The following is a 23,752-nucleotide window of genomic DNA, read 5'->3' on the forward strand; positions in this document are numbered from 1 at the left end:
TATGCAGCACCGTCCGGTGCCTGAGACGGCGCGTTTTGCAGAGCACCCGCAACAATGGGGTCATATCCACTGGCCGGAAGCGCTTGACGTTGAATCACGGACGGCACCGAATAATGATTCAATCACCGGTGTGTAAGAATGTAATCACACCTTTCCGCAATCAAGTCTTATTTATCTCTGTCGCAATAATAAATCATGCCCGTAAATTTAAAATTGATTCCACCTGTGGCTCAGAAACCCAAATTTCCGATCGGCAGACGCTGGTTGAAAGGTCTGACTGGATTACTGGTGATAGGTTCCGGTTGGTCTTATTTTACCGGATTGTCATTTTATGCGCCGGTATTCTGGATATTTTCAGCCGGGCTTCCCCTTACCGTGTGGTTGGTTGCAATATGGCTGCGCATTATGGTTTATCATCCCGTGTTAATTCAGGCCCAAGCCTGGGATCGGCGTAGAGAGGAATTATTACTACGTAAAATTCGTCGTGGTCGTCGCGCATTGCAGATATTGCATAGCGCATTTATTACGCCACACAGTGACAACCAGCCAACGGGCAACTCTTCTGCAAATATGTTGAAACAGAATAAGCCGCTCCTGCATATGCAGCCATCATGGCATGGAATTGAACGTTTTCGCCATAGTCGCTTGCCCCTGGAGCCAGGGATGAAGCGAGATGACCTGATTAAGCAGATATTTGACAGATTAATGACTGGAATTGCACGACATCTTAACCAACTGCCGGACCATCAGCCCATAGCGCTATTGTTTGAAACCAATACCTCACTATCCCGCCAACGGTTGCACACGCTGTGGTGCAATACCTGGCAACAATGTGATATTCGTCAACCCATCGAGTCTGTGACCGGGTACGGGTTGAACGTTATTGATAGCTGGATGGACAGTCGAACCCACGAAGAAACAGTATTATTGGTCATCGCGCTGCAGGTCGCTCCAGACGATCCTGATGGGACCGGGGAGGCGGCCGTTGCACTGCTGCTTGGCAATCGCATGACCCAAAATATCCTTCCTCCTCTGGCATGGGTTCATCGACCGGAAGCGAGTTTTGCCGACACGTTGGCAGAGAACATTGCTCAAGCGTTGGATTGGGTGCCCGTTCAACCTGAAGATATCCACGATCTCTGGTCATCCGGTCTGTCACACCAGCAGCAAAGTACGATAGCTGCGCTGAATGCGCACCCGCCTCTGCAGGGGATAGAGATGAATAGCCGGTTATATAACCTTGACCGAACGCTAGGTGAAACGGGGTGCGTCGCCCCCTGGCTGGCTATCGCTGCCGCAGCACAAGGTACAAAAGAGTCGCAACTGATTATGAGTGGTGAAACAGGGAGCACAAAAATGTGGAGCGTGGTGGTTTCACCTTGTCAGACTGCAAAGGAGAAGGACTAAGTGATGCGGTTTTTATTCCCGATTAACAATTCGACAGTGCGTTACTGGCTGATAGCAATAGCACCTATGCTGATTTCGGCAGTTGCCTGCCTGATAATCTGGCACTGGCCAGAAAAAGTCGGCATGTTGCCGGGAAGCCTGAAACACTCTCGCTGGATAACCGGGTTAGGGGTGACGACTGCGGTAACCGGCGTTTATGCGGTGTTGACCTGGTTTAGCGCGCGATCTTCTGGGCGTCAGAGTTTCGACCTTACCCGGGCGCATATCCAGGGGGATGATCAACCTCGCATTAGTGAGAGTTACCAACATCACCAGCAGTCGACCCCATTTGCGGATATGTACGCGTATCTACGCCGTCAGTATGGACTCTTCTGGCGTCAGAGGGTGCGTGTCATTCTTGTCATCGGGGAGGAGGCCAAAGTCGCATCGATTGCGCCAACGCTTGCCGAGAAACAATGGCTGGAAGGTGAGGGTACCGTACTGATTTATGGCGGTAGCCCGCAGGAATCAGCAGATCTCGGACCTTTATCGACGTTGCGTAAATTACGCAGTGCCCGACCTGTGGACGGAATAATTTTGTCGCTCAGCTGCGAACAAGCATCAAGCGCTCAATGGATGAGTGATTCGCGACGAAGCCTGGAGCTCACAGGTAACGCATATCACTGGCTACCGTCAATATGGTTGTGGCAAACGGACCAGAGCATGCAAGGGACCCGCATTACTCAGCCGGTAGGTATTTTCTTTCACGAAAAGACTACCCCAGAGAGTGTGGGCCGCGAATTAACCCGTTTGCTGCCGCAGCTATGTGAACAAGGGATGCGTCAGATTTTTACTGATAACCACCACGATTATCTATTACGACTTGGGCAGTGGCTGAAGTTGGGTGGGATTGAAAGCTGGCAGCGGAGCCTCACGCCGTGGCTGTCTGGTAAGCAATGGCGGATGCCCATATGTGGGCTGATGTTTAGTCCCTCTGTAACTGTCGCGGCGGCGTCGGTTATTCATGCGCATTACTGGTCTCCACCAGCCGTGTTTCGTGGCGTACTGAAAATGGGGGCTCAGGCAACTGGGCGGCATATGGGGTTATCCCGAGGTCGGATAATGTGTTACGTGGTGGCGGTAGCTATCGGTCTGTGGGGCGTCGGCAGCCTGATATCGTTTGCCGCCAATTATTATCAAATGACGTCCCTGACAGACAAAGCACAGCAGTTGGCGATCGGTGAGCAGGTATCAGATGCTGAACTGATACAACTGAATGAACTGCGTAATGATATTGGCCGCATTCAGACACAAAAAAACACAATAGGGTGGCGTCATTTTGGTCTGAATCATGATGCTGAATTATTGGCCGTTTTACTCCCGATTTATGGGGTGGCAAATAATCGCCTGATGAGAGATGAAGCTGCGCGGGTGTTGTCTGAAAAACTCAATGCTCTGACGCATCTTCCTCCAGGAAGTCAGCAACGCGCTGACCTGGCAAAAACCGCATACGATCAGCTTAAAGCCTGGCTGATGATGGGCCACCCGGAAAAGGCCGACCCCGCCTTTTTTTCTCAGGTCATGACGCTGACACAACCGACGCGCAAAGGGATTTCTACCGGTATCTGGCAGAGTCTGTCGCCGGACTTGTGGGGATTTTATATGCAAACTTTACCTGGGCAGCCTGACTGGAAAATTACCCCAGATACACCGGTGATGATAGCAACCCGACAGATCCTGCTAGCGCAGATTGAACAACGTAATAGCGATAATGCTATATATCGGAAAATGCTGGCAGCCGTATCTCGCAATTTTCCGGATATGCCTTTGGCGCAGATGACGAATGATACGGATGCCGCACAATTGTTTACCACTTCGGAAACCGTTCCTGGGGTATTTACCCGCCAGGCATGGGAAGGGCAGGTGAAGCAGGCAATTGCTGACGCAGTGGTATCACGCCGTGAAGAACTTGACTGGGTGTTGAGCGACAATAAAAAAAATATTAGTGCCGATGCTTCTCCTGAAGCATTAAAACAACGACTGACAGATCGCTATTTTAGCGAATACTCGGGATCATGGCTTAAGTTCCTCAACAGTTTACGCTGGAAGCCAGCGCAAAATCTTTCAGATGTTGTGGATCAGCTTACGCTAATGAGCGATGTGCGCCAGTCACCGGTAGTCGCACTGATGAACACTGTTGCCTGGCAGGGGCAGACAGGAAAAAAACGTGAAGATCTGTCCGATTCGTTGATGAAATCGGCAGAAAAAATATTGCAGAAAGCAGAGGATGCACCGGTTATTGACCAACATGTAAACGATATGACCGGTCCGTTAGATGAAACGTTTGGCCCATTACTGGCGATAACCGGTAAGGGTGATACGCTGAATAACCTAACGACTGAAACCTCATTAAGTTTTCAAACATTTCTCACTCGCGTGACCCGAGTCCGCCTGAAGTTGCGCCAGGTCACTAATTCAGCCGATCCGCAGGTCATGATGCAGCAACTGGCACAGACGGTGTTTCAGGGCAAAAATATTGATCTTACCGATACGCGGGAATATGGCAGTTTGTTAGCTGCGGGATTAGGAGAGGAGTGGAGTGGTTTTGGCGACGCGCTTTTTGTGCAACCTCTGACGCAGGCATGGGAGCAGGTCCTGCAACCATCGGCTGCGGGAATTAATGAGAGCTGGCAACGTGTGGTTGTCTCTGATTGGCAGGAGGCAACAGACGGCCGATATCCGGTGAGTGAGGGGCGCAGTGACATTCCATTGCCGGTTCTGGCTGAGTTTATTCGGCGTGATACCGGAAAGATCGACCAATTTCTTCATGAGAATCTCGCGGGTTTAATTCACCGTGAGGGGCGTCGCTGGGAAGTAGACGAAATGAATACCCAGGGATTAATTATTAATCCGGAATTTATTCATGCCGTTAACCGTCTAGGTGAGGTTCGCGATGCCTTATTCGCCGATGGTAGCCAGGGGATGCGTTTTGAGCTGCGCGCCCGTCCGGTACCGGACGTTGTGGAGACGGTACTTTCCATTGACGGACAGCGACTGCACTACTTTAACCAGATGGAAAGCTGGCAGAGTTTCCGTTGGCCAGGAGAAAGCCAGAGACCCGGCGCCATGTTGACCTGGACGACAACGCTGGGAGGGGCAAATCTTTACGGGGACTATCCGGGAGAATTAGGCTTAATTCGTTGGCTGGAACAAGGACGAGCGGAGAAACGTGATGATGGTATGTGGCAACTCACGCTCAGTGCGCCAGACGGTAAAAAGCTGTGTTGGCTAATGCGTACCGGGCCGGGCGGTGGGCCACTGGCATTATTAAAACTGCGAGGTTTTGTCCTGCCGAAGGATATCTTTTTGGTGAATCGCCAACAGAATTCAGACGCCGGAATAAACTAGCTCAGCCTTCAGATGCTTAAATCCGTTCCTGGACGAATGTATCCCTCTCATGTTGCCTCAACGCAACTCGAAATATATCGATATACAAAAAGAATACGCTGACGATAAATAGCAGTAAGGAGAATATATGGCTGGATGTTATTTGGTTATGGGTGATAAAACCACCTGCGGAGGGGTAATTATTGAAGGTGATCCCACGCATACTATTATGGGAATGCCTGTAGCAAGAGAATTTGACCGGGTTACCTGTGGGCGTTTTATTGGCATATTCAGCATTATCGGCGGAATTGTGCCCGATACTATCAACGGTCGAATCCCTGCCGGCTCGCAGGAAAGTCAAAGTACCTGTCCATGTCAGTCTTTGTTTATTCCTTCCATGATAACCGACATCTACACTATTTAATAAATGAGTATTCCATGGATGATTTAACCCTGCGTTACTTTGACGCCGAAATGCGTTACCTGCGCGAAGCGGGTGAGGAGTTTGCCCGCGCCCATCCTGACCGGGCGGTGATGTTGAATCTGGATCGCCCCGGTGCTCGAGACCCTTATGTCGAGCGATTGTTTGAAGGCTTCGCTTTTCTTATGGGGCGGTTGCGGGAAAAACTGGATGACGACCTACCGGAACTGACCGAAGGGTTGGTGAGTTTGCTATGGCCGCATTATCTGCGAACGATCCCTTCGTTAGCGATCGTGGAGTTGACGCCACAATGGCGCGAGATGAAAGAGCGGATGGTTGTAGAGAAAGGATTTGAGGTGCTTTCAGGCCCGGTAGGTGATAAGCGCACCCGCTGTCGTTACACCACGACCCGGGATGTCACATTGCTGCCGTTGTCGCTGGAGATGGCGCGACTGGACACCGATCCGGACGGACGTTCCGTGATCAAACTGCGTTTTTCCTGCGGTGAGCTGGCCGACTGGCAGCAGGTTGACCTGAGTCGACTTGCATTTTATCTCAATGCCGATGCACCGCTGGCCTGTGCATTACATGAAGCGTTGTCACTAAATGTGGCGACAATACGTTTGCGATTGCCTGGACAGACAGATGATCAACCGCTGGAGGCATGGTTCAGCCCAGGGGGATTTGGCAATGAGGATAACCTCTGGCCGAAGGATAGCGGTGCGTTTAGCGGCTATCAGCTGTTGTTGGAGTACTTCACTTTTCGGGAAAAATTTATGGCGCTGGCGCTCTGCGGACTTGAACAGGTTGCTCTCCCGCAAACGCTCCCCTGGTTCGAACTTGATGTCGTTTTGAAACGCCGCTGGGATTATGACTTCACCTTCAGTGAAAAACATATCCGCCTGCACTGTGTGCCAGTGATCAACCTTTTTCCTCTGGAGTCTGACCCGCTGACCCCCGATGCCTTGCAGACCGAATATTTGTTACGTCCGATGCGTATTCAGGATGGCCACACTGAAATTTACTCTGTAGATTCCGTTATTTCGTCAAAGCACTCCGGGCATCAGGTTTTTGTGCCATTCACCAGTTTTCGCCACAAGGGGGGAATGTTACGCCATGACGCACCAGAGTATTATTATCACACCCGAGTAAAACGTGGTCCTTCCGGTCTACATGATACCTGGCTAATCCTCGGTGGTGAGGCTTTTGATAACCACAGCGTACCTGAAGGCGAAAGCCTGTCATTAAGCCTTACCGGTACGAACGGTCAACTACCTCGTCGGGTATTACGCAGTACGTTGCTCGACACCGTTGTAAAGTCTACCGCGGCGAATGTCCGAGTCCGTAATCTGACGGCGCCAACGCTTCCCTGTTATCCACCAAACCGTGACCGCTTTCACTGGCGTGTATTAAGCCATTTGGGGAGCAGTTTTCTGTGGATGATGGATAACCCGGAAGTATTGCGTGGAACTCTGGCGCTTTATGACTGGACGGACGATGAAATGAATCGACGCCGTCTGGCCGCTATTGTTGACGTTAAGCACAGCGAAACGGAGCGTTTCGAGCGGGGGCATCTGCTACGCGGTGTGCAGATAGAGGTCACCATTGATAGCAATGGTTTTGCCGGCCGCGGAGACATCAGCCTGTTTGGTGAAATGCTCAATCGCTTTTTTGCACTCTATACCGACATCCACCTGTTTAATCGGTTGATTCTGATCTTACAACCTACGGGGGAGCAGCTTGCATGGGACGAAAATCCGCGCAACCCAGGGATGCGCTAACATCACGTCTGAAAGAAGATATTAGTCGTATTAATTTTTATCGATTTTGCCAGCTTCTGGAAAGCCACGGCGCTCACCGACTGGGGGAAAGTGATAACCCGCATGATGATATGGTGCGTTTTCGCCCCCATCCTGGAGTAGGGTTTCCCGCTAGTGAACTGAAAGCGATTGAGTGCGATCCAGATCATCCCGATGCCCCTCTTACGGTCCGCTCAACCTTCATGGGGCTTTACGGTGTGGATTCACCGCTGCCAACGACATACATAGATGACATCACGCAAAGGCGCGATGGCCACGAGGTACTGGAAACCTTCCTCGATATTTTCAACCATCGTATTTTGACGCAGTTTTACCGCATCTGGCGGAAATACAGTTACCCGGCCACCTTTGAAGCGGGGGGAAGCGATAGTACTTCTCGCTGCTTATTGGGACTCATTGGCTTAGGGATCGCCGGTACACAGGAGCATATTGCCACACCGTCATCGCGTTTCCTCGCCCTGTTGGGGATCATGCGCCAGCCTGGGAGAACGGCAGAGGGCATTGCACGGCTGGTCAACTTACTGGCACCGAACACGCGTACCGACGTCACACCACACGATCTGCGTACAGTGGCAATACGACAACCTGCAGGGCTGCTTGATGAACAGCCATTAAGGCTGGATGGTCATACGGTACTGGGGGATGAAGCAACCGATGCAGCCAGTCAGTTGTTAATTTCACTCGTTACTGATGATGCAACGGAAACGGAAGGCTGGTTACCCGATGGGGCGCTTTTGACCGACTTGTTGGTATTGCTGCGCGTTTATCTGGGGTGGCGCTATCGGGCGCGGATTATGTTGACTCTACCCACCCATCTGCTTCCTGTGCCTGTGCTGGGTGAGTCACCCGTGCGGCTGGGTCTTACCTGTGTTAATGGTCTGCAACAAGGAGACAGGGACTTACCGGACGACTTCACTGTAGAACTGGGACATTACCGTGGTCTGACATCCGCTATAATAAATAAGGACATACAGCGTGTTCATTACCGTTTTTAAATTGAAATACATTTTTCCCGTACTGGCATTAATACTCAGTGGCTGCGGCCTACTTCAGTCAGTGAGTGACGGTACTCGTTCCGCCGCAAGCTCTCTTTTTTATAAACAGATTAAGGTATTACATCTTGATATCTCTGGCCGGGCCGCGCTCAATACTGACAGCCGCGAGCAAAACAGCGCGCCGCAGTCGGTTATAGTGCGTATTTACCAGTTAAAAGATGAGAAGCGTTTTAATCAAACTCAGTACGAACAACTGGTCGGTGACGGGGCTAACTTATTAAAAGAGGATTTACTGGCTGAGCAGTTTGTGGTGGTGAAACCCAATAGCGCCGTGACGCTGGATATGCCGATGGAGGAGGGAACACAATTTGTGGCGATTGCGGCTCTGTTTCGCGATCCTGATATGGCCCAGGGAAACTGGCGCTTGGTAGTCAAACGCCACGATCTCGATCCCGATGAGGCACGTAAAATCGTGCTTGATGACCATACTATGACGATGCAGACAGAGGAAAAGTAACCTCTGATAGAAAAGGGCGCTGATGCGCCCTTTGGTGTGTTAATCGGTGAACGGGATGATGATTTCACCCGGTTTTACTTCAATTCCTTTTGCCAGCTTTTTCGCCAGCGCTTCGCCTTCACTGCTGTCTTCACGCAGGACGTATGCCGGTTGCTGGTTGAAATAATTGCGCAGCGACTGGTTTAAATACGGCATCAGGGTTTGCAAAACCGACTGCATTTTTTCTGGTGTGACGGTCGCATCAACCACTTCCATCTCTTGCAGATAAATCGCGCCTTTATCTTTATTGAACACCGGTAATGCTTTTAACTTCAGCTTCATTGTCGCTTTCTGGCTGCCAAATAGTGAGTTCATGTCCAGGTTGGCGTCGCCGGTCAGGGTCACTTTATTGGGTTCTTCACGACCGATCTGGCTGGTCAGATTGCTCAGCACGATGTGGGCTTCAGCAACGCCGGGCAAACCGATATCTTTCGAAAAATTATTATGCTTTGCCAGCGCCTGGTTAATTTCTTGCTCGCTTACCGTGTATTGTGTGAGTTGATTACAACCAACCAACAGGCCGCTGACAATGAGTGCAGCAGCAAAAAAAAACTTTTTCATGGGGTTCCTCAACATGATGCTTATGGCGTAATCGTGACACAAAGCAGCATCCAGTACCAGCGCCCCGGACACCAGCAGAAAAAACTGAAAAGGTGTCCGGGCTGAGGGTTACGCGTCAGGCATCAGGCTCCAGCATGCCACGCGTCGTGCGTTTGTGGCTGAACTGCCAGCCCAGCGCCAGGAAGGTGATAATGCCGATAACACCCAGCATCATCCACGGTAACTCGGGCTGCGACAGTGCCTTACCCATATCAAACAGCCAGCCGCCGCCGATGTAGCCTATGGCGCCGCCGATGGCGAGTCCCAGCCGACTAAAACCCATATAGCTCCCCCGGGCCCGTGCGCTCGCCAGCGAGGCGCTGAGCGTTTCACGTGCTGGCTCAGCAATAATGGAGCCGATATAGAACGTGCAGATCAGGGTGAAGAGCTGCTGTAGGTTTCCGACCAACCCAATAGGCATCATGCTGACTGACATGATTAACAGACCGGCCATCAGGCGGTGTTCAAGGCGAAAACGTTTTTCGCTCCAGCGGGCAATCGGGTAGAGCAACGTTAATGAGAGGCACGCCTCGATGGCATACATCCATTTGACGGCCGCCGGGGATCCTGCAATGTCGTTAACCATAATCGGCAGCATCAGCATCACCTGGACTGCCAGCATGTAGTAACCTGCCAGCGTCAGCACGTAAGTGACAAATCGCTTGTCACGCATCACGTGGTTCATCCCTTCACGCACCGGAATTTTCACTGTCGATAGTTTCCACGCAGGAAGCAACCAGGCGTTAAAGGCGGCGCACAGGATGAAGATAATGGCCCCGGTGGCGCAGACCAGCCTGAAGTCATACTGTAACAGCCAGCTTCCCAGTAATGCCCCAATGACCGCCCCGGCGCTGTCCTGCATCATCAGGATGGAGAAGAAGCGCCCGCGCTTTTCCGGGCGGATCAGTTTGACCACCAGCGCCGAACGGGGGGGATCGAACAGCGTGCCGCCCAGCCCGGAGAGAAAACAGGAAAACCACAGAAGCCAGGGTTCATGGGCGATTCCCATCGTCGCAAACCCGGCGGCGCGCATCAGCATGCCGGTGACAATCATCGGTTTTGCGCCAAAACGGTCGGCAATGGCCCCGCCAAAAATTCCCAAACCCTGCTGAATAAATTGACGTAACCCGAGCGCGATGCCGACCATCACGGCGGCCCAACCCATTTGGTCGACGAAACGAATCGAGATCAGCGGGAAGACGACGAAGAAGCCCAGCACGACCAGCATATTATCGATAAGCAGGAAATATTTACCCAGGTTCCTCGCCTGCGAGACTTGCGACATTTCCCCTCCAGGGAAAAACTCGTCACTCTGTTTAGAGTTTTAACGGTAAGCCTGTCTATTCTGCGGGGTTGTCTGACCTTTTCCCACCCTCGGTGGGACAATATTTTTTTATCAAAAGTCGGTCTTGATAGAGAGTTTTCATCAAAATGTGTGAATAATTCAAGAAATGGTGTTTTGCTCTTTTCATCGGGCATATTTGTACAGGTATAGTATCGCGAATAGCGTATTGAAAACGGTGCGGGAAGGAGTAGGTATAGAATGTTTGGCTATCGCAGTAACGTGCCAAAAGTGCGCTTAACCACGGACCGCCTGGTCGTGCGTTTAGTGCATGAGCGTGATGCCTGGCGTCTGGCAGATTATTACGCAGAGAATCGTCATTTCTTAAAGCCCTGGGAGCCTATTCGCGATGAAAGCCACTGCTATCCCTCTGGCTGGCAGGCGCGTCTGAGTATGATCACCGAGTTTCATAAACAAGGCTCTGCCTATTACTTTGCGCTGCTCGACCCGGAAGAGAAAGAGATTATCGGTGTTGCAAATTTCTCCAACGTTGTGCGTGGATCGTTTCACGCCTGCTATCTCGGCTATTCCATTGCGCAAAAGTGGCAAGGGCAGGGATTGATGTACGAGGCATTGGTTGCAGCCATTCGTTATATGCAGCGTACACAGCATATTCATCGCATTATGGCGAACTATATGCCACACAATAAACGTAGCGGCGATTTGCTGGCGCGGCTTGGATTTGAAAAAGAAGGTTATGCCAAAGACTATCTGCTGATAGATGGGCAGTGGCGCGATCATGTGCTGACGGCGTTAACAACATCAGAATGGACCCCCGGTCGCTAAGTTTCAGCTGTATTGGCTGATGAATGGAGAAGACGATGAAATATGAATTAACCGCTACCGAAGCACGCGTGATTGGCTGTTTGCTGGAAAAACAGGTGACTACGCCGGAACAATATCCGCTCTCCGTGAATGGTGTCGTGACCGCCTGTAACCAAAAAACCAATCGTGAACCGGTGATGAATCTGTCGGAATCGGAGGTGCAGGATCAGCTCGATAATCTGGTGAAACGCCATTTCTTGCGTACGGTGAGCGGATTCGGCAATCGTGTGACCAAGTACGAACAGCGCTTCTGCAATTCAGAGTTTGGTAACCTTAAGCTCAGCGCCGGTGAGGTGGCCTTGATCACCACGCTGTTACTGCGCGGTGCGCAGACGCCGGGCGAACTGCGTAGTCGCGCATCCCGCATGTATGAATTCAGCGATGTGGCGGAAGTGGAGTCAACGCTGGAACAGCTGGCCACCCGCGAAGATGGTCCTTACGTGGTCCGTCTGGCGCGTGAACCGGGAAAACGCGAAAGCCGCTATATGCATCTGTTCTGTGGCGACGTCGATCTGACGATGGTGACAACCGCCGATGAGCCTCAGGCGGCATCCTGCGATTTGCAGGCGCGCGTTGAGGTGCTGGAAAGCGAAGTCGCTGAGTTAAAACAGCGGCTCGAATCCTTGCTGGCGCATCTGGGAGAGTAACGTGAAAAAACTTCGTATCGGTGTCGTCGGGTTGGGCGGCATCGCGCAAAAGGCCTGGCTACCCGTGTTGGGCGCCGCTGCGGACTGGACGTTACAGGGGGCCTGGTCACCTTCGCGTGAGAAAGCAGAACGGATTTGTGCAGCCTGGCGCATGCCGTATGTTGATTCATTACAAAACCTGGCGGCAACCTGTGATGCGGTTTTCGTACACTCCAGTACTGCGACGCACCATGCGGTAGTCAGCGAATTGCTTCATGCCGGGGTCCACGTTTGCGTGGATAAACCGCTGGCGGAAAACCTGCGTGATGCGGAACAACTGGTGGAGCTGGCGGCGCGAAAAAAACTGACGTTGATGGTCGGATTTAACCGCCGGTTTGCGCCGCTGTATCGCGAGTTAAAGTCGCAGTTAAGCCAGCCAGCCTCCATCCGCATGGATAAGCATCGCAGCGATAGCGTCGGGCCACACGATCTGCGTTTTACGCTGCTGGATGACTATCTGCATGTGGTGGACACCGCGCTGTGGCTGGCAGGGGGAAAGGCACAGCTAAATAGCGGCACGCTGTTAACCAACGAGTCCGGAGCAATGCTGTATGCAGAACACCATTTCTGCGTCGACCGGCTGCAGATAACGACCAGTATGCATCGCCGTGCGGGCAGTCAGCGCGAGAGCGTGCAGGCGGTTATCGACGGTGGGTTAATTGATGTCACGGATATGCGTGAATGGCGTGAGGAGCGCGGACACGGTGTCGTTCAGCAACCGATACCCGGCTGGCAAACGACGCTGGAGCAGAGAGGCTTTACCGGATGTGCGCGCCATTTTATTGAATGCGTGCAAAATCAGACAGTTCCTGAGACAGCGGGTGAGCAGGCTATTCTGGCGCAGCGCGTGGTGGAAAAGCTGTGGCGGGATGCGATGGACGAATAACCCCCTGTAACATCTGGCGGTAGTAATTCAGCATAATCCAGGTACTATACCCAAAATAATTCGAGTTGCAGGCAGGCGGCAAGGGAGTGAATCCCGTTAGCTTACTCAGGTAAGTGATTCGGGTGAGCGAGCGCAGCCAACGCACATGCAGCTTGAAGTATGACGGGTATATATGCCCACTCAAAATAACACCTCTTTTCAACCATAGGCTGGCTTGTAGGCCTGATAAGACGCTGCGGCGTCGCCATCAGGCACAGTGACATTGCCGGATGGCGATGTTGGTTATACGGGGTTTTGCCTCAGAGTCTGGAATACAACATAGATGAATTTATTAAAGTCACTGGCAGCCGTCAGCTCAATGACGATGTTCTCACGTGTGCTGGGTTTTGCGCGTGATGCGATCGTCGCCAGAATCTTTGGTGCAGGGATGGCGACCGATGCCTTTTTTGTGGCATTCAAACTTCCTAACCTGCTGCGTCGAATTTTTGCTGAAGGCGCATTTTCTCAGGCATTTGTCCCTATTCTGGCTGAATACAAAAGTAAGCAGGGCGAAGACGCCACCCGCGTGTTTGTTTCCTACGTGTCTGGCTTGCTGACGCTGGCGTTGGCCGTTGTGACGGTTGCCGGGATGCTTGCCGCGCCGTGGGTGATCATGGTCACCGCGCCAGGCTTTGCCGATACTGCTGACAAATTTACGCTGACTACCCAGCTGTTGCAGATAACCTTTCCTTATATTCTGTTGATTTCGCTGGCCTCGTTGGCGGGTGCGATTCTGAATACCTGGAACCGTTTCTCTATTCCGGCGTTTGCGCCGACGTTTCTCAACATCAGCATGATCGGTTTTGCGCTGTTTGCCGCTCCGTATTTTAATCCGCCGGTGCTGGCGCTGGCGTGGGCCGTGACCGTCGGTGGTGTGCTGCAACTGGTTTATCAGCTTCCGCACTTGAAGAAAATTGGCATGCTGGTGCTGCCGCGCGTGAATTTTCGTGATGCGGGCGCGATGCGCGTAGTGAAGCAGATGGGGCCGGCGATCCTCGGCGTTTCCGTCAGCCAGATTTCCCTGATTATCAACACGATTTTCGCGTCATTTCTGGCTTCAGGTTCGGTTTCCTGGATGTACTACGCTGACCGTTTGATGGAGTTCCCTTCAGGTGTTCTGGGCGTCGCGCTGGGCACTATTTTGCTGCCCTCGCTGTCAAAAAGTTTTTCCAGCGGTAACCATGATGAATATTGTCGCCTGATGGACTGGGGGTTACGCCTGTGCTTCCTGCTTGCTTTGCCCAGTGCGGTGGCATTGGGGATCCTGGCAAAGCCGCTGACGGTTTCATTGTTCCAGTACGGTAAGTTTACCGCTTTTGATGCGTCCATGACCCAGCGCGCGCTGGTAGCGTATTCGGTCGGTCTGATTGGCCTGATCGTGGTGAAAGTATTGGCCCCCGGATTTTATTCCCGTCAGGACATTAAAACGCCGGTGAAAATTGCCATCGTGACGCTGATTATGACCCAGGTGATGAACTTGGCGTTTATCGGTCCGTTGAAACATGCCGGGCTGTCGCTGTCGATCGGTCTGGCGGCCTGTCTGAACGCCTCGCTGCTGTACTGGCAGTTGCGTAAACAGAAAATATTCACGCCACAGCCGGGTTGGGCCTGGTTCCTGGCGCGTCTGGTGATCTCTGTGCTGGTGATGTCTGCGGCGCTGGTGGGGATGCTGTACATTATGCCGGAGTGGTCTCAGGGGACGATGCTGTGGCGTCTGCTGCGCTTAATGGCGGTGGTGTTGGTCGGTATTACTGCTTACTTTGCCGCGCTGGCCGTGCTGGGCTTTAAAGTGAAAGAGTTTGTGCGCCGAACGGCATAATGAACATACTGCCGGATGAGGGGATCACCTTATCCGGCCTGCAAAACACGCAGGCCTGAAAGCTACGAGCCGTCAGGCATTCGTCAAATTGAGAATTTCTTTCCGCCGCGATGGGCTGAAGATGTTTGGCCGTTAGCGCCATACAGCGTGGGTTCCTGATGCGGTTTAAGCACCTCGAGCGCCTGTTGATTGCGCTCGATTTGTCCTTCCAACAGCCAACCATTATGCTGGTTGAGATCGCGTAAATGCTGCGTTTTAGTGGTAATCGTCTGCCAGCGTTGGGCAATATCATCATTAGCGCTGCGCGTCGCGTCGTGCTCAAGACGTCGCTGCTGCTCCAGGTAATCCAGGGTTGCCAGCAAAGAACTTTTTTCTTCTGTAATACGCTGTAGCTGGCTACCGTGAATGTGGCCTGCGGAAAGTTGCTGCTGCTCAGCATCCATCACCGTTTTCAGGTCATTCAGGACAGTCGTCATCTGATCAAGTATTTCTGACAAACGCGTCATACTTTATTTACTCTGTAAGTAGCTCTGCGCCTCGCGGATCAGCGAGTCGGCAATTTTTCCGGTATCCATTTTCAACTCACCGTTACGGATGGCGGTTTTCAGTGCTTCAACGCGCTCCATATTGATGTCGTTGGTGCCGGGTTGCATCAGCTTTGCCTGCGCGTCGCTCAACATGACGCTAGTGCTGTTGGTCGTGGACGTTTTTTCCTTACGCGTTTTTTGGACCAACGTGTCGCTGGCTTCGCGCGGCTGGACAGTACTAACTGGCTTCAATGGTGAGGTACGATCAATACTCATTTTTTTTATCCTCATCGAGGGGTTACGCTATAGCGGCCCGCTTTAATCATTGGTTGATTATCTATCGGCATCCGCAAAAAAATCTTTAACCTATTATAGGTTAATAAGAATATTCCCATCAGAATCGACGACGCCGCTGACGACCTGGCCTGAAAGCATCCGTACCCTGGCGTTCTGGGCAACCGCCGCATTATTCAGCGCCTTACCTTCCGCATTCACGCGAAAACCGTCTCCATTGGCGATAACCAGCACGCGCTGACCCGCTTTTATCCGCCATGCTTGACGCAGCATGGTGAGCTGGATCGGCTGGCCAGCGACCACATCACGCAGACTCACCGCTTCCTGCACCTGGTTAATGTCCAGCACGGTACGTGGCGGCAGTTGGTCCAGACGACCGCGTTTTAGCGTTACGCTGGCTGAGTTAAGCGCGCTTCCCCGCGCGATGGGGGCAGCGGCAACCACGTAGTCGCCCGTGGCCTGCACGTTCACCTGTAGGTAACGTTTTTCATTGCCGCATCTCGCCAGCACATTCACATTGCCCCATAACTTCGCGCTACCGGCCACGCTGAGTGCCGGTTGCTCACAGGCAGGCAGCAGGTTGGGTGGGGTCCGGAGGGTAACGACCACCTCGTCACTGAACCCTGCCAGTCGCTCGGAAAACCACGCCGTAAGCTGCGAATTCAGGTCTTGCGCCAGCGTCAGGGGGCTGAACAGCAGTGCGACCACCGCTATTCCGCGTTTGAACGTTTGCATCAATACCTCTCGCTTTTTCAGGCTGTGGCTGGATTTTACCTGTGTGACGCCGCCATCAACGCAACAAATAGCGACGCATTTTGCGCTTATTCCAGCGATAACGCGCGCGTAATGGGATTTAAGCTGTCGGCTGAATTTTGTCATTTGCGGAGGAGATATGCTCGATAAGCTCGACGCCGCCTTACGTTTTCAACAGGAAGCGCTGAATCTGCGCGCCCAACGCCAGGAAGTATTAGCGGCCAACATTGCCAACGCCGACACGCCGGGGTATCAGGCGCGCGACCTGGATTTCGCCAGTGAATTAAAAAAAGTCATGGTGCGTGGACGGGAAGAAACCGGCGGTGTCTCGTTGACGCTGACCTCTGCACAACATATTCCGGCCCAGACACTTTCTGCACCTTCGACTGAGTTGCTTTATCGCATTCCGGACCAACCGTCGCTGGATGGCAATACGGTGGATATGGACCGCGAGCGTACGCAGTTTGCCGATAACAGTCTGAAGTATCAGATGGGGCTCACCGCATTGGGTGGACAAATCAAGGGCATGATGACCGTGCTGCAAGGAGGGAACTAATTCGTGGCGTTGTTAAATATTTTTGATATCGCAGGTTCGGCGCTGACCGCGCAATCCCAGCGCCTGAACGTGGCGGCGAGCAATATGGCGAATGCGGACAGCGTGACGGGACCTGACGGTCAACCGTATCGCGCGAAGCAGGTTGTTTTTCAGGTTAACGCCGCGCCGGGTGCGGCTACCGGTGGCGTAAAAGTCGCTGATGTGATTGAGAGCCAGGCGCCGGACAAGCTGGTTTATGAACCGGGTAATCCGCTGGCCGATGCGAACGGTTACGTCAAAATGCCCAATGTGGATGTGGTCGGAGAGATGGTCAACACCATGTCAGCCTCACGCAGCTATCAGGCAAACGTCGAAGTGCTCAATACCGTAAAAAGTTTGATGCTTAAAACGCTGACGCTAGGCCAGTAAAGGAGCCGCACATGTCAATTTCGGTAAAAATGAATGACCCGAGCAGCACGGGCGTGAATGCAGCCAGTAACAACAGTTCACTGACGGGCAGCAATGCCGCCGATCTGCAAAGCAGCTTTCTGACGCTGTTAGTCGCGCAGCTGAAAAACCAGGATCCGACCAACCCCTTGCAAAACAACGAACTCACCACCCAGTTGGCGCAAATCAGTACCGTCAGCGGGATTGAGAAGCTGAATACTACGCTGGGGTCGATTTCTGGACAGATAGACAACAGTCAGTCGCTGCAGGCCAGTACCTTGATTGGTCATGGCGTGATGATTCCAGGTACCACGATCCTGACCGGGAAAGGGACGGAAGAGGGGGCGACCACCACCACGACACCGTTTGGCGTTGAGCTGCAGCAGCCAGCCGATAAGGTCACTGCCACCATTACCGATAAAGACGGCAAGGTCGTGCGCACGATCGATATTGGTGAGCTGAAGGCGGGGGTTCACACCTTCACTTGGGACGGCACCATGACGGATGGCACGGCGGCCCCAAGCGGTTCCTACAACGTGGCGATATCCGCCAGCAATGGGGGGACGCAGCTTGTGGCGCAGCCACTTCAGTTTGCGTTGGTGCAGGGGGTTATTCGCAGCAACGGCGGTAACACGCTGGACCTCGGCACCTATGGAACCACCACCCTCGACGAAGTACGGCAGATCATCTAAGCCTTCACACTTATCAGGAGTAAGTCATGGCCTTTTCTCAAGCGGTCAGCGGTCTGAACGCTGCAGCGACCAACCTCGATGTCATTGGTAATAACATCGCCAACTCCGCGACCTACGGGTTTAAATCCGGAACCGCTTCCTTTGCGGATATGTTTGCCGGTTCTAAAGTGGGCCTGGGCGTTAAAGTTGCGGGTATTACCCAGGACTTTACCGATGGCACTACCACCAACACCGGCCGTGGGCTGGACGTTGCCATTAGCCAGAACGGATTCTTCCGTATGGTCGACAGCAATGGGTCTGTTTTCTTCAGCCGAAACGGTCAGTTCAAGCTCGATGAAAACCGTAATATCGTCAACATGCAGGGGCTGCAGTTGACGGGTTATCCGGCCACCGGCACACCGCCGACGGTACAGCAGGGCGCAAACCCGGCACCGATCACGATTCCGAATACGCTGATGGCGGCGAAATCCACGACCACCGCGTCTATGCAGATCAACCTGAACTCCACTGACAAGATTCCGGCGAATAAACCTTTTAGCGCAAGTGATGCGGACTCGTACAACAAAAAAGGCACCGTGACCGTATTTGATAGTCAGGGTAATGCCCATGACATGAATGTTTTTTATGTCAAAACGACGGATAACAAATGGGATGTTTACACCCAGGATGCCAGCGTGGCGGGCTCTCCCGCGACTAAAAATGCGGTGATGAACTTCAGCGCTAATGGCACGCTGGCCTCGGTGAATAACTATGTCGAAGAGCCAGTAGATCCCTTAAATCCAACTGGGCCAAAACATCTCGTGGAAGGCCCCGCCAACGCCCAGCCGCAAATTCAGATAACCACCGGTGCTATCAATGGCGCGGTCCCTGCGGGTTTCTCTCTGAGTTTCCTCAATTCCATGCAGCAGAATACCGGCGCCAATAACATCGTTGCGACGAATCAGAACGGCTACAAACCGGGCGATCTGGTGAGCTACCAGATTAACGATGACGGCACGGTGGTGGGTAACTACTCCAACGAACAGAAGCAACTTCTGGGACAGATCGTGCTGGCTAACTTTGCCAACAACGAAGGTCTGGCTTCTCAGGGCGATAACGTCTGGGCCGCGACACAGTCTTCTGGCGTCGCGCTGCTGGGCACCGCGGGCACCGGTAACTTCGGCAAGCTGACGAACGGCGCGCTGGAAGCATCGAACGTGGATTTGAGTAAAGAACTGGTGAACATGATCGTCGCCCAGCGTAACTATCAGTCGAACGCGCAGACCATCAAAACCCAGGATCAGATCCTCAACACGCTGGTCAACCTGCGCTAAGCGCTTGACGGGATGGCTTAATGGATCACGCAATTTATACCGCCATGGGCGCGGCCAGTCAGACGCTGAACCAACAGGCGGTGACGGCCAGCAACCTGGCAAACGCCTCAACGCCGGGTTTCCGCGCGCAGCTTAATGCGCTACGTGCGGTGCCGGTTGAAGGGCTCTCTTTACCGACGCGTACGCTGGTGGTGGCCTCCACGCCAGGGGCTGATATGACGCCAGGTCAGATGGACTACACCTCCCGCCCGCTGGACGTTGCGCTGCAACAGGACGGCTGGCTGGCGGTTCAGACCGCTAACGGCAGTGAAGGGTACACCCGTAATGGCGCAATTCAGGTAAGCCCCACCGGTGAACTGACCATTCAGGGACACCCGGTGATTGGCGAAGCCGGGCCAATAGCGGTACCGGAAGGTTCAGAAATCACCATTGCTGCTGACGGGACGATTTCTGCGCTGAACCCAGGCGATCCGGCGAACACCGTGGCGCCTGTCGGGCGTCTGAAGCTGGTGAAGGCGACGGGAAGTGAAGTACAGCGTGGTGATGACGGTATGTTCCGTCTGAGCGCGGCGGCACAGGCGACCCGTGGCCCGACGCTTCCGGCCGATCCCAGCATCCGCGTGATGTCGGGCGTGCTGGAGGGCAGTAACGTCAAACCGGTTGCCGCGATGAGCGACATGATCGCCAGCGCCCGTCGCTTCGAAATGCAGATGAAGATTATCAGTAGCGTGGATGATAACGCGGGTCGCGCCAACCAACTGCTGTCGATGAGTTAATACAGGACATTTTATGATCAGTTCATTATGGATCGCCAAAACCGGCCTGGATGCACAGCAAACCAACATGGATGTGATTGCCAACAACCTGGCAAACGTCAGCACCAATGGTTTCAAGCGTCAGCGTGCGGTGTTTGAAGATCTGTTGTACCAGACGATTCGTCAACCGGGCGCGCAGTCTTCTGAACAGACCGTACTGCCTTCGGGTTTGCAAATCGGTACCGGTGTGCGTCCGGTGGCGACCGAGCGTTTACACAGTCAGGGCAACCTGTCACAGACCAATAACAGCAAAGATGTGGCGATTAAAGGCCAGGGTTTTTTCCAGGTCATGTTGCCGGATGGTACTTCTGCTTATACGCGTGACGGCTCTTTCCAGGTGGATCAGAACGGCCAACTGGTGACGGCAGGCGGTTTTCAGGTTCAGCCAGCGATCACCATTCCAGCGAACTCGCTCAGCATCACTATCGGGCGTGATGGCATCGTCAGCGTAACCCAGCAAGGACAGGCGGCGCCGGTACAGGTAGGCCAGCTCAACCTGACCACCTTTATGAACGATACCGGCCTGGAAAGCATTGGTGAGAACCTGTACACCGAGACGCAATCTTCAGGTGCGCCGAACGAGAGCACGCCAGGGCTTAACGGCGCGGGTCTGCTGTATCAGGGCTATGTTGAAACCTCTAACGTCAACGTGGCGGAAGAGCTGGTGAATATGATCCAGGTTCAACGTGCTTACGAAATCAACAGCAAAGCGGTGTCGACTACCGATCAGATGCTGCAAAAACTGACGCAACTCTAACGTGTTGTCCGGTGGGGTGAAAACCTCACCGGCACACTGATGTAGAAGATGAAGGCAATGCGAAAAAACGCGCTTCACCCATATCCGATTACGGCCCTGCTGGTGGTGTCACTGACAGGATGTGCCTGGATCCCGGCCACGCCGCTGGTTCAGGGGGCGACCTCTGCCCAGCCGATACCTGGCCCAACGCCGGTGGCGAATGGATCAATTTTTCAGTCTGCGCAGCCAGTTAACTATGGCTACCAGCCGCTATTTGAAGACCGCCGTCCGCGCAATGTTGGCGATACGCTAACTATCGTATTGCAGGAAAACGTCAGTGCGAGCAAAAGCTCTTCTGCTAACGCCAGCCGTGATGGCAAAACAAACTTTGGTTTCGACACGGTGCCGCGCTACCTGCAGGGACTGTTTGGCAACGAGCGTGCTGACGTAGAAGCGTCCGGTGGGAACTCCTTTAACGGTAAAGGTGGCGCCAATGCCCGTAACACCTTTAGCGGTACGCTGACCGTGACCGTCGATCAGGTTCTGGTCAACGGCAATTTACACGTTGTGGGTGAAAAGCAGATCGCCATAAACCAGGGCACTGAATTTATCCGCTTCTCCGGGGTGGTTAACCCGCGCACCATCAGCGGCAGCAACTCTGTTCCGTCAACCCAGGTGGCGGATGCACGTATTGAGTATGTCGGTAACGGCTATATCAACGAAGCGCAGAATATGGGCTGGTTGCAGCGTTTCTTCCTTAATTTGTCACCGATGTAAGCGAGGCTTTCTGTGTTTAAAACTCTTGTTGCAATGGTCCTGATGCTGGCAACCACGTTGGCCCATGCCGATCGTATTCGCGATCTGACCAGCGTTCAGGGTGTGCGTGAAAACTCGCTGATTGGCTACGGGCTGGTGGTGGGGCTGGACGGCACGGGTGACCAGACCACCCAGACGCCGTTCACCACCCAAACGCTCAATAACATGCTCTCTCAGCTGGGGATCACCGTGCCGACCGGCACCAATATGCAGTTGAAAAACGTGGCGGCGGTGATGGTGACTGCATCCTTTCCGGCGTTTGGACGTCAGGGACAAACCATTGACGTTGTGGTCTCTTCAATGGGTAATGCCAAAAGCCTGCGAGGCGGGACGCTGCTGATGACCCCGATGAAAGGGGTTGATAGCCAGGTGTATGCGCTGGCGCAGGGCAATATTTTAGTCGGCGGCGCAGGTGCGGCGGCGGGCGGCAGTAGCGTTCAGGTGAACCAACTCAATGGTGGGCGGATCACCAACGGGGCCACTATTGAACGCGAACTTCCTAGCCAGTTTGGTGGCGGAAACACCCTCAATCTGCAGCTGAATAATGAAGACTTCACCCTGGCACAGCAGATAACCGACACCATTAACCGTTCGCGTGGGTTTGGCAGCGCCACGGCGCTGGATGCGCGTACGATTCAGGTGCGTGTGCCGAGCGGCAATAGCTCGCAGGTGCGCTTCCTCGCTGATATCCAGAATATAGAAGTGAACGTAACGCCGCAGGATGCGAAGGTGATTATCAACTCCCGTACGGGATCGGTAGTGATGAACCGCGAAGTTACGTTGGACAGTTGCGCGGTTGCGCAGGGCAACTTGTCTATCACGGTGAATCGCCAGGCCAACGTTAGTCAGCCCGATACGCCGTTTGGCGGTGGGCAAACCGTGGTTACCCCGCAAACCCAAATCGATATGCGTCAAAGCGGCGGCTCATTGCAGAGCGTGCGCTCCAGCGCCAATCTGAACAATGTGGTTCGCGCCCTCAATGCGCTCGGTGCCACGCCAATGGATTTGATGTCAATTCTGCAATCCATGCAAAGTGCGGGTTGTTTACGCGCCAAACTGGAAATTATCTGATGATTGGCGACAGCAAACTGCTGACCAGCGCCGCCTGGGATGCGCAATCGCTGAACGAACTGAAAGCGAAGGCGGGTCAGGACCCGGCGGCAAATATTCGCCCGGTCGCCCGCCAGGTTGAAGGGATGTTTGTCCAGATGATGCTGAAAAGCATGCGTGAAGCGCTGCCAAAAGATGGCGTCTTTAGCAGCGACTCGACGCGCTTGTACACCAGCATGTATGACCAGCAGGTAGCCCAGCAGATGACGGCAGGCAAAGGTCTGGGGCTGGCTGAAATGATGGTTAAGCAGATGACCGAAGGCCAGGGGACGCCTGCGGATGATGCGCCGCAGGTACCGATGAAGTTTTCACTGGAAACGGTGACCAGCTATCAAAACCAGGCACTGACGCAGATGGTGCGTAAAGCGCTACCGAAAGCGGCGGAAGGGAACGACGAACCGCTGTCGGGGGACAGTAAAGACTTCCTTGCTCAGCTATCGCTACCAGCAAAACTGGCGAGTCAACAAAGTGGGGTACCGCATCATCTGATCCTGGCGCAGGCGGCGCTGGAATCCGGTTGGGGGCAACGCCAAATCCGCCGTGAGAACGGTGAGCCGAGCTTTAACATTTTCGGCGTGAAGGCTTCGGGGAGCTGGAAAGGGCCGACCACCGAAATCACCACTACCGAATATGAAAACGGTGAGGCGAAAAAAGTGAAAGCCCGATTCCGCGTCTATAGCTCGTACCTTGAGGCGCTGTCGGATTATGTCGGGCTGATATCGCGTAATCCGCGCTACGCCGCGGTAACCGGTGCGGCGACTGCCGAACAGGGTGCGCAGGCCTTGCAGAATGCAGGCTACGCCACCGATCCGCACTATGCGCGTAAATTAACCACCATGATCCAGCAGCTGAAGTCGATGAGCGAGAAAGTGAGTAAAACTTACAGTAGCAATCTCGACAATCTGTTTTAAATAACTCAAGTCTACCCATCCGCTGCCGATAATAACCAGTA

23 protein-coding genes and 1 pseudogene are annotated in these 23,752 nt (G+C 53.4%); 19 read left to right on the forward strand and 5 right to left on the reverse strand.

From position 1 onward, the window contains the following. Positions 1–225 precede the first annotated feature (225 nt). From FCH32_RS22170 to tssJ, 6 genes and pseudogenes are all read left to right on the forward strand, one after another. The gene (locus tag FCH32_RS22170) at positions 226–1,407 is read left to right on the forward strand and encodes a hypothetical protein (protein ID WP_174361543.1); all 1,182 of its coding nucleotides are present in this window, start codon (positions 226–228) and stop codon (positions 1,405–1,407) included. 3 nt (positions 1,408–1,410) lie between these two features. Further along, positions 1,411–4,794 carry an ImcF-related family protein gene (locus tag FCH32_RS22175; RefSeq protein WP_174361560.1) on the forward strand — a complete coding sequence of 1,128 codons (3,384 nt, stop codon included), beginning with the start codon at positions 1,411–1,413 and terminating at the stop codon, positions 4,792–4,794. A 127-nt stretch (positions 4,795–4,921) separates the two neighbouring features. After that, positions 4,922–5,194, forward strand: a pseudogene (locus tag FCH32_RS22180) (PAAR domain-containing protein); the annotation flags it as partial. A 17-nt stretch (positions 5,195–5,211) separates the two neighbouring features. Beyond that, the gene (gene tssF, locus FCH32_RS22185) at positions 5,212–6,975 is read left to right on the forward strand and encodes a type VI secretion system baseplate subunit TssF (protein WP_174361545.1); all 1,764 of its coding nucleotides are present in this window, start codon (positions 5,212–5,214) and stop codon (positions 6,973–6,975) included. Further along, on the forward strand, positions 6,939–8,009 hold the full coding sequence (gene tssG, locus FCH32_RS22190; protein ID WP_174361546.1) for a type VI secretion system baseplate subunit TssG: 1,071 nt from the start codon (positions 6,939–6,941) through the stop codon (positions 8,007–8,009). Before tssF ends, tssG begins: the two co-directional genes overlap by 37 nt. Beyond that, a complete protein-coding gene (gene tssJ / locus FCH32_RS22195) occupies positions 7,990–8,526 on the forward strand; it encodes a type VI secretion system lipoprotein TssJ (protein WP_249414881.1) in 537 nt (178 codons plus the stop codon). The genes tssG and tssJ overlap by 20 nt, the downstream gene beginning before the upstream one ends. Before the next feature lie 39 nt (positions 8,527–8,565). Here tssJ and FCH32_RS22200 read toward each other — a convergent pair whose 3' ends face one another. Together FCH32_RS22200 and mdtH are read right to left on the reverse strand one after the other, a co-directional pair. Beyond that, positions 8,566–9,126: a lipoprotein gene (locus FCH32_RS22200; protein WP_153879639.1), complete on the reverse strand. Its 561-nt coding sequence runs from the start codon at positions 9,124–9,126 to the stop codon at positions 8,566–8,568. 115 nt (positions 9,127–9,241) lie between these two features. Next, positions 9,242–10,450 carry a multidrug efflux MFS transporter MdtH gene (mdtH, locus tag FCH32_RS22205; RefSeq protein ID WP_117341763.1) on the reverse strand — a complete coding sequence of 403 codons (1,209 nt, stop codon included), beginning with the start codon at positions 10,448–10,450 and terminating at the stop codon, positions 9,242–9,244. Between the two features lie 258 nt (positions 10,451–10,708). Here mdtH and rimJ point away from each other — a divergent pair, with 258 nt between their 5' ends. The 4 genes from rimJ to murJ all read left to right on the forward strand — a co-directional run bounded on the left by rimJ (position 10,709) and on the right by murJ (position 14,762). Continuing rightward, entirely contained in the window at positions 10,709–11,293 is a 585-nt protein-coding gene (rimJ, locus tag FCH32_RS22210) for a ribosomal protein S5-alanine N-acetyltransferase (protein ID WP_115258871.1), read from the forward strand. A 35-nt stretch (positions 11,294–11,328) separates the two neighbouring features. Next, positions 11,329–11,979: a YceH family protein gene (locus FCH32_RS22215; protein ID WP_174361547.1), complete on the forward strand. Its 651-nt coding sequence runs from the start codon at positions 11,329–11,331 to the stop codon at positions 11,977–11,979. 1 nt (position 11,980) lies between these two features. Then, positions 11,981–12,904 carry a Gfo/Idh/MocA family protein gene (locus FCH32_RS22220; protein ID WP_096757567.1) on the forward strand — a complete coding sequence of 308 codons (924 nt, stop codon included), beginning with the start codon at positions 11,981–11,983 and terminating at the stop codon, positions 12,902–12,904. A 322-nt stretch (positions 12,905–13,226) separates the two neighbouring features. After that, positions 13,227–14,762 (forward strand): murein biosynthesis integral membrane protein MurJ, encoded by a 1,536-nt coding sequence (gene murJ / locus FCH32_RS22225; RefSeq protein ID WP_096757566.1) that lies wholly within the window; start codon positions 13,227–13,229, stop codon positions 14,760–14,762. 83 nt (positions 14,763–14,845) lie between these two features. Here the strand turns inward: murJ and flgN are convergent, their stop codons facing one another. The 3 genes from flgN to flgA form a co-directional block, all read right to left on the reverse strand. After that, entirely contained in the window at positions 14,846–15,268 is a 423-nt protein-coding gene (gene flgN / locus FCH32_RS22230; RefSeq protein WP_115258870.1) for a flagella biosynthesis chaperone FlgN, read from the reverse strand. A gap of 3 nt (positions 15,269–15,271) precedes the next feature. Beyond that, positions 15,272–15,565, reverse strand: a complete 294-nt coding sequence (gene flgM, locus FCH32_RS22235; RefSeq protein ID WP_096757564.1) for a flagellar biosynthesis anti-sigma factor FlgM — start codon at positions 15,563–15,565, stop codon at positions 15,272–15,274. A 93-nt stretch (positions 15,566–15,658) separates the two neighbouring features. Then, positions 15,659–16,318, reverse strand: coding sequence for a flagellar basal body P-ring formation chaperone FlgA (gene flgA / locus FCH32_RS22240; RefSeq protein ID WP_115258869.1), 660 nt, complete (start codon positions 16,316–16,318; stop codon positions 15,659–15,661). 157 nt (positions 16,319–16,475) lie between these two features. On the opposite strand from flgA, the gene flgB reads away from it, so the two are divergent. From flgB to flgJ, 9 genes are read left to right on the forward strand one after another with little or no spacing between them, the layout of a single operon-like run. Further along, positions 16,476–16,892: a flagellar basal body rod protein FlgB gene (gene flgB, locus FCH32_RS22245; protein WP_096757563.1), complete on the forward strand. Its 417-nt coding sequence runs from the start codon at positions 16,476–16,478 to the stop codon at positions 16,890–16,892. Positions 16,893–16,895: 3 nt separating this feature from the next. After that, the gene (gene flgC / locus FCH32_RS22250; protein WP_096757562.1) at positions 16,896–17,300 is read left to right on the forward strand and encodes a flagellar basal body rod protein FlgC; all 405 of its coding nucleotides are present in this window, start codon (positions 16,896–16,898) and stop codon (positions 17,298–17,300) included. 11 nt (positions 17,301–17,311) lie between these two features. Further along, positions 17,312–18,010 (forward strand): flagellar hook assembly protein FlgD, encoded by a 699-nt coding sequence (gene flgD / locus FCH32_RS22255; RefSeq protein WP_115258868.1) that lies wholly within the window; start codon positions 17,312–17,314, stop codon positions 18,008–18,010. 26 nt (positions 18,011–18,036) lie between these two features. Next, positions 18,037–19,323 carry a flagellar hook protein FlgE gene (gene flgE, locus FCH32_RS22260; RefSeq protein WP_146717064.1) on the forward strand — a complete coding sequence of 429 codons (1,287 nt, stop codon included), beginning with the start codon at positions 18,037–18,039 and terminating at the stop codon, positions 19,321–19,323. Positions 19,324–19,343: 20 nt separating this feature from the next. Beyond that, positions 19,344–20,099, forward strand: coding sequence for a flagellar basal body rod protein FlgF (locus tag FCH32_RS22265; RefSeq protein WP_096757559.1), 756 nt, complete (start codon positions 19,344–19,346; stop codon positions 20,097–20,099). A 13-nt stretch (positions 20,100–20,112) separates the two neighbouring features. Then, the gene (flgG, locus tag FCH32_RS22270) at positions 20,113–20,895 is read left to right on the forward strand and encodes a flagellar basal-body rod protein FlgG (RefSeq protein WP_045441663.1); all 783 of its coding nucleotides are present in this window, start codon (positions 20,113–20,115) and stop codon (positions 20,893–20,895) included. A 57-nt stretch (positions 20,896–20,952) separates the two neighbouring features. Next, positions 20,953–21,651, forward strand: a complete 699-nt coding sequence (locus FCH32_RS22275; protein ID WP_096757558.1) for a flagellar basal body L-ring protein FlgH — start codon at positions 20,953–20,955, stop codon at positions 21,649–21,651. Between the two features lie 12 nt (positions 21,652–21,663). Then, positions 21,664–22,761, forward strand: a complete 1,098-nt coding sequence (locus FCH32_RS22280; RefSeq protein ID WP_096757557.1) for a flagellar basal body P-ring protein FlgI — start codon at positions 21,664–21,666, stop codon at positions 22,759–22,761. Next, complete coding sequence (gene flgJ / locus FCH32_RS22285) at positions 22,761–23,711, forward strand: flagellar assembly peptidoglycan hydrolase FlgJ (protein WP_174361548.1); 951 nt, start codon at positions 22,761–22,763, stop codon at positions 23,709–23,711. Before FCH32_RS22280 ends, flgJ begins: the two co-directional genes overlap by 1 nt. The last annotated feature ends 41 nt before the right edge of the window (positions 23,712–23,752 follow it).

The sequence above is a fragment of the Citrobacter gillenii genome, from assembly GCF_013337685.1.
GTDB lineage: Bacteria > Pseudomonadota > Gammaproteobacteria > Enterobacterales > Enterobacteriaceae > Citrobacter > Citrobacter gillenii.